The 14,349-nt window shown below is 38.1% G+C and carries 13 protein-coding genes; all 13 read left to right on the plus strand.

From position 1 onward, the window contains the following. Positions 1-211: 211 nt before the first annotated feature. The 13 genes from yfmF (at position 212) to MHH87_RS05125 (ending at position 14,285) form a co-directional block, all read left to right on the plus strand. Positions 212-1,474, plus strand: a complete 1,263-nt coding sequence (gene yfmF / locus MHH87_RS05065) for an EF-P 5-aminopentanol modification-associated protein YfmF (protein ID WP_340748241.1) — start codon at positions 212-214, stop codon at positions 1,472-1,474. A gap of 3 nt (positions 1,475-1,477) precedes the next feature. Further along, a complete protein-coding gene (gene yfmH / locus MHH87_RS05070; RefSeq protein WP_340748242.1) occupies positions 1,478-2,779 on the plus strand; it encodes an EF-P 5-aminopentanol modification-associated protein YfmH in 1,302 nt (433 codons plus the stop codon). Next, a complete protein-coding gene (ymfI, locus tag MHH87_RS05075) occupies positions 2,779-3,507 on the plus strand; it encodes an elongation factor P 5-aminopentanone reductase (RefSeq protein ID WP_340748243.1) in 729 nt (242 codons plus the stop codon). Before yfmH ends, ymfI begins: the two co-directional genes overlap by 1 nt. A gap of 43 nt (positions 3,508-3,550) precedes the next feature. Then, positions 3,551-3,808, plus strand: a complete 258-nt coding sequence (locus MHH87_RS05080; RefSeq protein WP_340748244.1) for a DUF3243 domain-containing protein — start codon at positions 3,551-3,553, stop codon at positions 3,806-3,808. Between the two features lie 325 nt (positions 3,809-4,133). Then, entirely contained in the window at positions 4,134-4,931 is a 798-nt protein-coding gene (locus tag MHH87_RS05085) for a DUF3388 domain-containing protein (RefSeq protein ID WP_340748245.1), read from the plus strand. A gap of 9 nt (positions 4,932-4,940) precedes the next feature. Next, a complete protein-coding gene (locus MHH87_RS05090; protein ID WP_340748246.1) occupies positions 4,941-5,816 on the plus strand; it encodes a helix-turn-helix domain-containing protein in 876 nt (291 codons plus the stop codon). Positions 5,817-5,862: 46 nt separating this feature from the next. Then, positions 5,863-6,441, plus strand: coding sequence for a CDP-diacylglycerol--glycerol-3-phosphate 3-phosphatidyltransferase (gene pgsA, locus MHH87_RS05095; RefSeq protein WP_340748247.1), 579 nt, complete (start codon positions 5,863-5,865; stop codon positions 6,439-6,441). Positions 6,442-6,456: 15 nt separating this feature from the next. Then, positions 6,457-7,713, plus strand: a complete 1,257-nt coding sequence (locus tag MHH87_RS05100) for a competence/damage-inducible protein A (protein WP_340748248.1) — start codon at positions 6,457-6,459, stop codon at positions 7,711-7,713. Positions 7,714-7,886: 173 nt separating this feature from the next. Further along, positions 7,887-8,951 carry a recombinase RecA gene (gene recA / locus MHH87_RS05105; RefSeq protein WP_340748249.1) on the plus strand — a complete coding sequence of 355 codons (1,065 nt, stop codon included), beginning with the start codon at positions 7,887-7,889 and terminating at the stop codon, positions 8,949-8,951. A gap of 457 nt (positions 8,952-9,408) precedes the next feature. Then, positions 9,409-10,962: a ribonuclease Y gene (gene rny, locus MHH87_RS05110; protein ID WP_340750885.1), complete on the plus strand. Its 1,554-nt coding sequence runs from the start codon at positions 9,409-9,411 to the stop codon at positions 10,960-10,962. 287 nt (positions 10,963-11,249) lie between these two features. Next, positions 11,250-12,278, plus strand: coding sequence for a UDP-glucose 4-epimerase GalE (gene galE, locus MHH87_RS05115; protein ID WP_340748250.1), 1,029 nt, complete (start codon positions 11,250-11,252; stop codon positions 12,276-12,278). A gap of 279 nt (positions 12,279-12,557) precedes the next feature. Beyond that, a complete protein-coding gene (locus MHH87_RS05120) occupies positions 12,558-13,337 on the plus strand; it encodes a tyrosine-protein phosphatase (RefSeq protein ID WP_340748251.1) in 780 nt (259 codons plus the stop codon). Between the two features lie 42 nt (positions 13,338-13,379). After that, entirely contained in the window at positions 13,380-14,285 is a 906-nt protein-coding gene (locus MHH87_RS05125; protein WP_340748252.1) for an LCP family glycopolymer transferase, read from the plus strand. Positions 14,286-14,349: the final 64 nt, after the last annotated feature.

Consider the following 14,349-nt stretch of genomic DNA (forward strand, 5'->3'; position numbering starts at 1 on the left):
AGGACAGCATCTCGCCCTAGTTTGGGCGAGATGTGTCTTTCTAATAGCAATTTGCATGAAACATTTGGTTTAAGGGAATGAATACCGAGTATGTAAATGTAAAAAATTATTTTCGTAATACTGCTATACATAATAACTTTGCATAAACATAAGCTACGCATGTATAGTAGAAGTAAGTGAAGTATTACTTAGGGAGTCAGGAGGAGTTTTTTTGTTTTTAACGACACAATTAGCGAAAGGTGTTTCGCTACATATAAGACAAACGACACAATTTAAAACGGTGAATTTCTCAATAAAGTGGAGAAAGCCTTTGACGACAAAGGATGCAGCAGAACGAACAGTATTGTCAAATGTATTACAGCATAGTAATGAACGTTTCAAAACTTCAGCAGCATACCGTAGCTATTTAGATGATTTATTTGGAACAGTGCTTTATTTTGACACGTCTAAGCGTGGAAATGAGCATACACTTTTATTAAATGCAGAAGCAGTAAATGATCAATATTTAGCACATGGTAACGTATTAAATGAAGTGCTCGAACTGCTTCAAACGGCCATCTTCAAACCGAATTTTGAGCAAGGCGTATTTGTTCCTTCAATTGTTGAACGTGAAAAAGATATGGTTGTCCAACGTATCCAGTCGATTTTTGATGATAAAGCACGTTACGCACAGCAGCGTTTAACAAACATTCTACGTCCTAACCATCCTGCTTCAATTTCAGCAAATGGTACGATTGAAACGGTGCAGCAAATAACACCACAATCATTAACAGAAGCTTATTACTCAATGATAAATGACGATATTATTGACATTTATGTAGTTGGGGATGTAGATGTGGAGGACATGACGGCGAAACTGAAGCAGGCACTACCATTTAAAGACCGCGATGGCTTTGAGAAGCAGACATTAACTGCTACAGAAAAACCAGAACAATCTTATACAAAAGAACAACAAGAAATGAAGCAAGGGAAACTTCATATGGGCTATAGCACATCGGTTACATTTGGTCATGAGGATTTCCCAAAAATGCAAATTTTCAATGGGATTTTTGGGGGTTATGCACACTCAAAAATATTTATGAATGTACGCGAGCGCGAAAGCCTAGCCTACTATGCATCAAGCTCGTATGCATCTCAATACGGTCTTGTTTTTGTTGTATCTGGCATTGAGCCGGCGAATGAAAATAAAGCAATCGAAGTAATTGGCGAACAGTTAATGTCCATACAAAATGGTGAAATTACCGATTTAGAGCTAACACAAACAAAAGCGATGCTCATAAACCAGTTAAAAGAGGCATTAGACTCTGCTCGAGGACAAATCGAAATTTTTGATCAATATAAAGGTTTAAACGAACAATTTACAGTCGAACTTTGGACGAAGCGCTGGCAAGATGTAAAGAAGGAAGATGTGCAACAAATGGCGAAACAGCTAGAGCTAGAAGCAACTTATTTCTTATGCGGCAAGGAGGACTAATTCGTGAAAACGATTGAATTTAAACAATTAGATGAAACGCTTTATTATAAACAGCTAGATAACGGCTTGGATGTTTACATTTTACCAAAAAAAGGCTTCTCTAAAACATTTGTAACGTTCACAACGAAATATGGTTCCGTTGATCGATCATTTGTACCAATTGGCGGGTCAGAAGCGATTACAGTTCCAGACGGCATCGCACACTTTTTAGAGCATAAAATGTTTGAAAAAGAAGACGGTGATGTGTTCCAAAAGTTTAGTGAGGTTGGTGCACAGGCAAATGCATTCACATCCTTTACACGCACGGCGTATTTATTTTCAGCAACGGACCATCTTTATAAAAGTACGGAAACATTACTGAATTTCGTGCAAGAACCTTATTTTACAGAAGAAACGGTAAATAAGGAAAAGGGCATTATTGGTCAGGAAATTACGATGTATGATGATCAGCCGGATTGGCGTTTGTATTTTGGTGCAATTGAAAATATGTATCATAATCATCCAGTAAAAATTGATATCGCTGGTACTGTGAAGTCAATAGATGGGATTACAGCAGAGCACTTATATACTTGCTACAATACGTTCTATCACCCATCGAATATGCTCTTATTCGTTATCGGCGCTGTAGACCCAGTAGAGATGATGGCTTTCATTGAAAATGATCAAAGCAAAAAACAATTCCCTGAACCAACAGAGTTAACCCGTTTATTTGATGAGGAACCAACAACCGTCGCAGTGAAAGAAAAAGTGCTGCATATGGATGTACAAAAACCAAAAGTATATGTTGGCTTGAAGGCGAAAGAAACTTCACTTAGTGGCGAGACGATGTTAAAGCATGAGTTAGCGGTCCAAATAGCGTTAGAATGCTTATTTGGTCGTGCATCGAGCTTTTATACAGACATTTACGAGCAAGGCTTAATCGACGAATCGTATACGTATGATTTCTCACTAGAAAAAGGCTTTGGCTTCGCATTAATCGGCTCAGATTCATCAAATCCGGATGCATTAGTACGTACAATAAAAGACAGGCTCGATCAGGCAAAGCAGGAAGTAGTATTCACCGAAGAAGATGTAGAACGTATTAAACGAAAAAAAATCGGGTTTTTCTTACGAGCGCTTAATTCGATGGAGTTTATCGCCAACCAGTTTACACGTTATAAATTCAATGATATGAATTTATTTGACGCTGTACCGACCCTTGAAAAGTTAACGGTTAAAGATATTACAGAAGCATTCCAAACAATTCAAGGGCAAGAGCAACAAACTGTCTTTAAAGTACTTCCAGTAAACGAGCGCGAGGTATAATGAAGAAATTTGCATTAGTGTGCGGGGCTTCTGGCGCTATTGGGAAAGCGATTTGTGAAAAATTAGCCCAAGATGGTTGGTCACTTTATTTGCATTATTCTTCAGGTACAAGTAAAGTGGCGGTGCTTGTTGATCGATTGACGCATCGTTTTCCAGAACAGGAGTTTTTAGCCGTGCAAGCAAACTTTCATGCGGCAGAAGGAGCCGAGCAACTCACTTCACAAATTTTTTCTTTACAAGCAGTGATTTTTGCTCATGGTCATGCGTATTATGGTTTACTGGAATCAACGCCGGCCGTTGAGATGGAGAAACTTTGGCGCGTTCATGTTCAAAATCCTATGCGCGTAACGGCACTTGTCGCAAGTAAACTTCGTGCAAACGACACGAGCTATATACTCTGGATTGGTTCCATTTGGGGTGAAGTTGGCGCTGCGGGCGAAACAGTCTATTCTGCAGTAAAGGGTGCGCAACATAGTTTTGTGAAAGCCTATGCACAGGAGGCTGCGTATAGCGGTATCCGCGTCAATGTAATTGCACCGGGTTTTATTGAAACAGGGATGAATAGTCAGTTAGCAAAGGAAGAACGCCGAGCGATTATCGAGGATATCCCGTTACAAAAGCTGGGGCAAACTTCTGACGTTGCTAACATGGTGTCCTTTTATATGAGCGGTCAGGCCGATTACGTAACAGGCCAAATAATTCGTGTTAATGGTGGTTGGTACATATAATTTCTTTTTTTGCACATACTAAAGTGCAAAGGAGGAGATTATGATGGGTATTCTGCAAAATTGGGAACGATGGACATCTTTTTTAGGTCAGCAAGTTGGTGATGCAAAAGAAAGTGGCATGCCGAAGAAAGTCATTGAAACTATGGCTGTTCAAATTGGTGAGTATTTAGCAAATAACGTAGATCCTCAAAATGAACAAGAGCGAGTGCTATCTGATTTATGGGCTGTTGCAGAAAATGATGAAAAACATGCGATAGCTAGCTGCATCGTCAAACTTGTTCAAAATAAAAATACTCATTAAGAGAAATGGTTGCGCCAAGAGTGGAATTTTCACTTCTGGCGCAATTGTGCTACTCGACAAAGTATTGATTTAAAACATTATGTCTGTCGGCCAAGTCCTATGAAGCAAAAAAAAGAGGGTGTCTCAATGCCCTTGTGAGACATCCTCTTCTTGTCATGTTATGGAATAAAATTGGTAATTTTTATAAAAATAAAATTTAAATATAATAAAATTTAAGATATCGCAGAAAAACCGCCGTTTCGAACTTTTCAATACATATAAAATCAGCTATGATGGAACTTATAAAGTTATTTTTACGTTTCTATGATGAGGGGACGGATTTGGGATGGGCGAATGGTATTTTGAGTACGAAATTCAGGTGAATCGTCCTGGGTTATTAGGGGATATTGCTTCACTACTTGGTATGCTTCGGGTCAATATTGTCTCAATTAATGGCGTTGATGAAGGAAGACGGGGTATGCTTCTTCAAGCAAAAAACGAAGATTCAATTGAGCGTTTTATTTCCATCGTATCTACGATGGAAAACATAAATGTAACAAAGTTCCGCATTCCTAAATTACGCGACAGGTTAGCCGTTCGACACGGACATTATATTCCTCGTGACGCCGACGAGAAAAATACGTTCCGCTTCGTACGCGATGAACTGGGTATTTTAGTTGATTTTATGGCCGAGTTATTCAAAAAAGAAGGTAATAAATTAATTGGTATTCGTGGTATGCCGCGTGTAGGGAAAACGGAATCCATTGTTGCAGCAAGTGTTTGTGCAAATAAGAAATGGATTTTCATTTCATCCACTATGATTAAACAAACGGTTCGCAACACGCTTATTGGTGATGAATTTCATGGCAATAATATATTTATTTTAGACGGTATTGTAACACGGCGTTCAAATGATGAGCGCCATCAACAACTCGTGCGCGAGATGATGAGCATGCCAACGATTAAAGTCATTGAGCATCCTGATATGTTCGTACAACATTCTCAATATAAAATTGAGGATTTTGATTATATTATTGAGCTTCGCCACCATCCCGATGAAGAAATCACATATGAAATCATTGAGAAAAATAATATGATGTCACAGTCCGACAACTTTGGAGGATTCGGTGAATTTAATTTTTAATAAAAGTAGGTGTTTTTGTTGACAGAATTAGGCGCTCGCCTGAAAGAAGCTAGATTAGCTAAAGGCTATAGCTTAGACGATTTGCAAGAAATTACGAAAATTCAAAAGCGCTATTTAGTCGGCATTGAAGAAGGCAACTATTCCATCATGCCTGGTTCATTTTACGTGCGCGCATTTATTAAGCAGTATGCGGAAGCGGTAGGGCTTGAGCCGGATGCATTACTTGCTGAATACCAAAAAGATGTGCCTGGTGCTCAAAAAGAAGAAGTTGCACAATCCTTTACGCAAAGTCCGAATCGTAGAAAGATGAATTCTACTTCGTCAAGTAAAATGATGGAAGTAATGCCTAAATTTATTGTGGCACTATTTATTATCGTCATTATTGTAGTTATTTGGGCTTTATATTTACAGAAGGCAAACAATTCTCCGGATATTATTGACGATGCATCGGCACCAATTGAGTATGCGCAAAAGCCTACAACTAATGAGCAAGTACCAAGCGTTGATGAGGACAAAGAGGAAGATATCGTTGAAGAACCAATCGTAGAAGAGCCGGTTGTAGAGCAAACTATTAGTGCAGGTGTAATCGACGGTGAAACGACAACTTATGAAGTAACAGGTACTGAAACTTTAAGCATCCGAGTAGAAGTAGCTGGTGAAACTTGGGTTGGGATTCGTAACGAAGCACGAGCTGAACAAATAGAGGCAAAAGTATATAGTACTGGTACTGTTGTGGAAAATGATTCAACAGCGGACGGTTATGCCCGTATTCGTTTAGGAAACTCGAAAGTAGCAAAAGTATTTGTGAATGATGTGGAATTACAATATACACAAGACCTTGCAGCACAAAATATTATTTTAAAATTAGTTAAAGAGGAGCAATAGTCATCTTAGTAGATGGCTATTTTCTTTCAATGAAAGGTGTTAACAAATGAATATTCCAAATAAGATTACAGTCTCACGTATTTGTTTAATCCCATTTTTTATGATTGTAATTATGTTTGATTTTGGTTGGGGAACAATGGAGCTATTCGGTGCAGAAATGCCCGTCCATCATTTTGTTGGTGCGATGATTTTTATCATTGCCTCTGTAACAGACTGGGTGGACGGTTTTTATGCGCGTAAGTACAACTTAGTAACAAATTTCGGCAAGTTTTTAGATCCATTAGCAGATAAGTTACTTGTATCTGCGGCATTAATTTTATTAGTAGAGCTTGGGATGGCACCAGCTTGGATTGTCATCATTATTATTAGCCGTGAATTCGCGGTAACAGGTCTTCGTTTAATTCTCGCTGGAGAAGGCGAAGTCGTTGCGGCCAATCAATTAGGAAAAATAAAAACATGGGCACAGATTGTTGCGATTTCGGCCTTGTTATTACACAATACAATTTTTGAATTATTTGGTATTCCGTTCGATATGATTGCGTTATATGCTGCTTTATTCTTTACAGTTTGGTCAGGATGGGATTATTTCTATTTAAATCGCCGAGTGTTGCTTGATTCGAAATAAAAGGGGTTTTAGAGAATGAATGCGGAGATTATTGCTGTCGGCTCTGAGCTACTACTTGGACAAATTGCGAATACAAATGCAAAGTTTATTTCGAGTCAGCTTTCAGAGCTAGGAATTAATGTGTTTTATCATACGGTCGTTGGAGATAATCGAGATCGCTTAGTGGAAGTCATTAAGCTTGCAGAATCCCGTGCAGATTTAATTATTTTTTCAGGCGGTTTAGGTCCAACAAAGGATGATTTAACGAAGGAAACGATCGCGGCGCATCTCGGAGTTGAGTTAACGAGTGATGCTGATGCAATGATTTTAATAGAAGATTTTTTTGCACGACATAAACGTCCAATGACAGACAATAATCGTAAGCAAGCCCTAGTACTAGACGGCTGTGAAGTATTAGCGAATCGTCACGGGATGGCACCAGGTATGTTGTTTGAACAAGAAGAGCGTATTTATATTCTCTTACCAGGTCCACCAAAAGAACTGAATCCGATGTTTCAATTCGAAGCGAAGCCAAAGCTTGCGGCTCGCTTAACGGACGGGGCAGTAATTGTGTCGCATGTACTCCGCTTTTATGGCATTGGTGAAGCAGAACTAGAAGAGCGCGTACAAGCTATTTTGGACACCCAAACGAATCCGACTGTGGCCCCATTAGCTTCAGACGGTGAAGTGATGCTACGTATTACAGCGAAGGCACAGGATGAAGATGAGGCGTGGCGCTTAATTGGCGAGAAGAAGGCGGAAATATTAGCAATCGTTGGTGAGTACCAATACGGTGTTGACGATGATTCACTCGCTTCTAAAATGGTAGAAATGTTATTAGATAACGGCTTAACAATTGCGGCTGCTGAAAGCTTAACTGCAGGGTTATTTCAATCAGAACTAGCAGAAATTCCAGGTGCTAGCGGCACATTAGTAGGCGGTGTTGTTACTTATGCCGAACAAACGAAAATCGAACAGCTTGGTATTTCGGAGCAATTATTAACCGAATTTGGTGTCGTTAGTAGCGAATGCGCAGCAGCAATGGCTTTTAATGTACGTGAAAAGTTTGGTACGCACATTGGGATTGGCTTAACCGGTGCAGCAGGTCCAGAAGCGCATGATAACCAGCCACCTGGTACAATATGGGTGGCACTTAGTATTGGCCAAGAAGAGCCTGTTACGTATCGTTTACAGCTGTCTAGTGCTCGGAATACAAATAGACTGCGTGCAGTTAAGTTCACGTATAGCTTCTTAATGAGAAAACTTGTGCAAAAAGGCTATAAAAAACGATAAAGAGGGTAAATAATAAACGCCCGAAATTATGGAATTTGAGCTTGTAAAAAGGGCTCAAATTTTTCTTTTGGCCAAAAACCGAAAATATGTTCGCTTTTTTCTTGAATATCGTCTCAATAAGAAGTATAATAGAGACATACCAAAACAGAGTAATTTCTTAAGGAGGAAATATTTTGAGCGATCGTAAAGCAGCCTTAGATATGGCGTTAAAACAAATTGAAAAACAATTCGGTAAAGGTTCGATTATGAAGCTTGGTGAACAAAGTGACCGTCGAATTTCAACTTCTTCATCAGGTTCATTAGCTCTTGATGCAGCGTTAGGGGTTGGTGGTTATCCACGTGGTCGTATTGTTGAAATCTATGGACCAGAATCATCAGGTAAAACAACTGTGGCCCTACATGCTATTGCAGAAATACAAGCAAATGGTGGAACAGCAGCATTCATCGATGCAGAGCATGCATTGGACCCAGTATATGCTCAAAAACTAGGTGTAAATATTGATGAACTATTACTTTCTCAGCCAGATACAGGTGAGCAAGCACTAGAAATCGCTGAAGCATTAGTACGCAGTGGTGCAATCGACATTTTAGTTATTGACTCAGTAGCAGCATTAGTACCAAAAGCAGAGATCGAAGGCGAAATGGGCGACTCTCATATGGGCTTACAGGCTCGATTAATGTCACAAGCCCTACGTAAGCTTTCAGGTGTTATTAACAAATCAAATACATTAGCGATTTTCATTAACCAAGTTCGTGAAAAAATTGGTGTAATGTTCGGTAATCCTGAAACGACTCCTGGTGGTCGTGCGCTTAAATTCTATTCTTCTGTACGATTAGAAGTTCGTCGTGCTGAAACAATTAAGCAAGGGACTGAAATGGTCGGAAATAGAACAAAAATTAAAGTAGTAAAAAATAAAGTAGCTCCACCATTCCGTACGGCTGAAGTAGATATTATGTATGGTGAAGGGATTTCAAAAGAAGGCGAAATCGTTGACTTAGGTGCAGAACAAGACATCGTACAAAAATCAGGTTCTTGGTATGCGTACAATGAGGAACGATTAGGACAAGGTCGTGAAAATGCAAAGCAATTCTTAAAAGAAAACCCTGCGATTCGTGATGAAATTGCCAATAAAATTCGTGAATCATATGGACTTGGTTCAATTGCCTATACGGTTGGTGCACATGATGAAGATGAAGAGATTGATTCAGAATTAGCTTCATTATTAGCTGACGAATAAAAAATAAATCCAGTGAGCCCGTGCTCACTGGATTTATTTTATTTAGGCTATATTAATTAACAAAGTTTAATTTAAGGAACTGCTTCCTCTAGGCTCAGTAAAGATAACGCACAAACGCCTCTAAAAAAATTATTCTGTATTATGGGAAATTTCACATGATGGGAAAAACAATTGCAACTTGAAATTCTTTAAACGGATTTATAGGAGAAAAGTTGTAATACCTAATATTGGATAAGCTGAAAAATCACGACTTTTTTAGTTGTTTCAGAAAAGTTAGCAAAATCATTATGATGAAAAGGCTGAAACGTCGGCAATCCTTGACATACCTAGTATGGAAATATACAATTAAAATGTATAATTTCTAAATTTTGAAATGAAATAGGCACTATGTTGAATGCCTCAACATATTCGCCAACTAGAACATCAGACATATTAAGCAAGTAGGAGGGATTATATGATGGAATCAATTATCCCCGCTTTGCTAGGATTCGCTGTCGGTGTCGCTGTTATCTATTTCTACATGAAACAAGTGAATGAATCAAAGGTGACTGGTGCAAAGCATACTGCACAGGCAATCGTCGATGAGGCGAAGCGTGAAGCAGATGCATTGAAAAAAGAAGCACTACTTGAAGCAAAAGATGAAACTCACAAATTTCGTACTGAAGCAGAAAATGACATTCGTGAACGTCGTGGAGAACTTCAGAAACAAGAGAACCGTTTATTGCAACGAGAAGAGAATCTTGATCGCAAGGATGATGCTCTGAACAAGAGAGAGACAAGCTTAGAGCGTAAAGATGAAGCTCTAGCTGGAAGACAACAGCATATTGAACAGATGGAAAGCAAAGTGGAAGAACTCGTTGCGGCTCAAAAGTCAGAACTTGAACGCATCGCAGCTTTAACACGTGAAGAAGCGAAAGGCATCATTTTAAAGCAAGTTGAAAATGAACTTTCAACAGATATCGCAGTTATGACGAAGGAAGCTGAAACACGTGCGAAAGAAGACTCTGACAAAAAAGCACGAGAAATTTTATCGTTGGCCTTACAACGCTTTGCAGCTGATCATGTTGCAGAAACTACGGTTTCGGTTGTAAACTTACCAAATGATGAAATGAAAGGCCGTATTATTGGTCGAGAAGGTCGTAATATCCGTACACTTGAAACGCTGACAGGTATTGATTTAATTATTGATGATACGCCAGAAGCAGTTATTTTATCAGGCTTTGATCCAATTCGTCGTGAAACAGCACGTCTTGCACTTGAAAAATTAGTACAAGATGGTCGTATTCACCCAGCGCGTATTGAAGAAATGGTTGAAAAATCTCGCCGTGAAGTGGATGAACAAATCCGCGAAACGGGAGAGCAAACAACATTTGAGGTAGGCATTCACAACCTGCACCCAGATTTAATGAAAATTCTTGGTCGCATGAAATATCGTACAAGCTATGGTCAAAACGTACTGAAGCACTCTGTTGAGGTAGCTCACTTAGCGGGCTTACTTGCTGCAGAGCTTGGTGAAGACGTGACGCTAGCTCGCCGTGCAGGTTTACTGCATGATATTGGGAAAGCCATTGACCACGAAGTAGAAGGAAGCCACGTTGAAATCGGCGTTGAGCTTGCGACGAAGTATAAAGAACACCCAGTTGTTATTAACTCGATCGCATCTCACCACGGAGATACGGAAGCCACTTCTGTTATCGCAGTACTTGTAGCTGCAGCGGATGCATTATCAGCAGCTCGTCCAGGTGCTCGTAGCGAAACATTAGAAAATTACATTCGCCGACTAGAGAAGCTTGAAGAAATTTCGGAAAGCTATGACGGTGTTGAAAAATCATTTGCCATCCAAGCAGGTCGTGAAATCCGCATTATTGTTCAACCTGAAAAGATTGATGATCTTGCCTCACACCGCTTAGCACGCGATATCCGCAAACGTATTGAGGAAGAACTGGACTACCCTGGTCATATTAAAGTGACAGTAATCCGTGAAACTCGTGCAGTTGAATATGCGAAATAATAAAAACCTCTTTTGACAATTGTCAAAAGAGGTTTTTTCTTTGGAAAAAATTAATTATCAATAACTTGTTGTGGGGAGTACGCCATATATTTGTCCTTCTTTCCCCTACTTCCTATAAAAAATCCAACAAAACTATAATTCTATGATACTACTTTGACAAACTATAACAAATTGAACTAGTAATAAATATAGTCGAAGTCACATAATTTGAAATACATCAAGTAATAATAATGCAAAGAAAATGGGTAATTCATGATTTACTAGATGATATTAGAAAGGACAATAACATGCATATTCTAGTTTCAGGTGGACTTGGCTATATAGGTAGCCATACATGCTTAGTTTTGTTAGAAGCAGGCCATACAATTAGTATTGTGGACAATCTCATAAACAGTAAAATTGAAACATTAGAGAAATTACGAATCATTTCTACTAGTGATTTTCAATTTTATCAATGCGATATTTTAGATTATGAGCATTTAGAAACAATAGTTCATGAGGGTAATGTGGATGGTATTATTCATTTCGCTGGATTAAAGTCTGTAGGAGAGTCGGTTTCAAATCCTTTAGAGTATTATCGAGTTAATTTGAACACTACAATTAATTTAACGAGGCTTGCTGTAAAATATAAAATTCCAAGATTTGTTTTTAGTTCATCTGCCACTGTATATGGTTCAGCCAAATCCCCTTTAGTAGAGTCTCAAAAATTATTACCAACAACAAATCCTTATGGTGAAACGAAAGCGATGTGTGAAAAGATCTTAAATGATGCTTCTCAAGCCAATCCAAATTTAGGCGTGACATTGCTAAGGTATTTTAATCCAATAGGTGCCCATGAAAGTGGACTAATTGGAGAGAATCCCAATGGCACACCGAATAATTTAATGCCTTATATTACTCAAGTAGCTAAAGGGAAACTGGAAAAGTTAAAAATTTTTGGCAATGATTATCCTACGAACGATGGTACTGGCGTTCGTGATTTTATTCATGTCATGGATTTAGCTAAAGGGCATGTAGCGGCGATTGAAAAGCAAAAAAGCGGCGTACAAGTTTATAATTTAGGTACGGGTAAAGGGACGAGTGTACTAGAAATTATTAAAACGTTTGAAAGAGTTAATAATTTGGAAATTCCCTATGAATTTATAGAGCGAAGAAATGGTGATATAGCTGAAGTATATGCAAATGTGTTGAAAGTTGGAAAAGAACTAGGGTGGAAAACGGAAAGGAATATTGAGGATATGTGTAGAGATGCTTGGCGTTTTGAAAATCAAAATTCGCAATATGAGGAAGAAAAATTTTCTGAATTATGGAAGTGATGCGAGACACTTTTAAATTTTTTATGAAAACGTTAAAAGGCTATTGCAATCTAATAGAGGATAAAAAAAATAAAACATCTTTCGTTGAGAAATTGGAGTATGACACTAAAAATCAACGTAGAGGTGTTTTTTTCTATGGGGAGACAGTCAGTTCAAGTGTTATTAATAAAATTTGAGAAATATACTTAGAAAAGACGGTATTAATTTATAAATTTTTGTTAATTATATCATGTATTACATATTAATGGGTTTTGAAACAGGAAATAGGGTGGTGTACGAATGATTGATATGCATAGCCATATATTGTGGAATGTTGATGATGGGCCAAAAACGATGGTCGAATCGATGAAGATGTTTCAACAAGCCGTAAAAGAAGGTATTACAAATATAATTGCCACGTCACATTGTCATCATCCACAGCATCATGTGGATTACAATGTAGTCAATAATCAAATGCACATATTACAAAATGAACTCACCAATAATAGTATCCCTTTAACGCTTCATGTAGGACATGAAGTACGGTTATCTGAAAAAATTGTGTCACTCTATAAAGCCAAACAAATTCACACATTAGCAAATTCGAATTATTTATTGCTGGAATTACCATCACATACGATACCGTATTATACAACAAGTATGATTCAGGCGTTATTGGTGGAAGGTATTACGCCCATCATTGCGCATCCAGAACGCAATAAAGCCATTGCAGAAAAACCTAGTCGCCTAGAGCAGCTAATCCGAGAAGGGGCACTTGCACAAATAACAGCAGGGAGTTTAGCGGGGCTTTTTGGTAGGAACATACAAAAGCTCTCACTGGATTTAGTAAAAGCAAATTTAGTTCATTCGTATGGATCAGATGTCCATAATTTAACCAAACGTCCATTTCTTTTTGACGCGGGCCTCTGTTATTTAGAAAAGAAAAAACAATTAGATGCAGTGGACACGTTACTAGAAAATAACGCGAGAATTCTAGAAAATAAGCCATTTATTATACATGAAACGGAGGAAATCGAGGTAGTGAAATGGTGGAATCTTTATAAGTCCTTCGTTTACTAGACCCCCAAAAAAAATAGGACATTTAGTACCGAGGAGGACATGATGAAAAAAGTATGGAAGTGGCTTGCAATAACGGTACTTATTCTATGTGTTATAGGTTTTGCTATTTATTTTAAACTGTATAGTGATTTGAAGAGTACTGCTGAAGAAATGTATACGCCACTTAATGATGAACTACCTGCCAAAAGAACACAAGTAGTCGATATCACTAAAAAGGAGCCGTTTTCTGCGCTCATCTTAGGGGTAGACGAGCGGGATGGAGATGTTGGACGTTCCGATACGATCATTGTATTGACTGTCAATCCTACTTTAAACTCTACAAAATTGATCAGCATTCCACGTGATACGTATACCAAAATTATTGGCAAGGACTTTCAAGATAAAATTAACCATGCCTATGCTTATGGTGGAATTGAAATGGCCATGAAAACCGTCGAAAATTTACTAGATATTCCTATAGACTATGTGGCGCAGGTCAATATGGAAAGCTTTACAGATATAGTTGATATCGTTGGGGGAATTACTGTAAATAATACATTAGAGTTTAACTTTGAGGATGAGCATTTCCCAATTGGTGAATTATCGTTAGATGGCGAAAAGGCATTAAAATATGTACGAATGCGTTACGAGGATCCTGAGGGTGATTTTGGACGCCAAAACCGTCAAAAACAAGTTATTCAAGGAGTATTAAAGAAAAGTATATCGTTTAACACGGTGCTTAACTATAAAACGATTTTTAAAACTTTGGAAGAAAATATAAAAATTAACGTTATGTTCGATGATCTCCTTAACATTAGAAAACACTATGGAAATAGTTTTAATACCATTGAACAGCTCTATATAAATAATGGTGTAGGGACTAAAACGGAAGGGATTTACTATTATTTACCAGATGAAAAGGAGCTAGAAGAGATTCAAGAAACGCTAAAAAATCATTTAGAAATTTGATTGGATAATAAGAATTGAGCCCTATGTTTTACTGGGTTCATTTCTTTTTATTTGCATGAAATAA

This window comes from Solibacillus sp. FSL H8-0538 (assembly GCF_038003525.1).
GTDB lineage: Bacteria > Bacillota > Bacilli > Bacillales_A > Planococcaceae > JBBOPI01.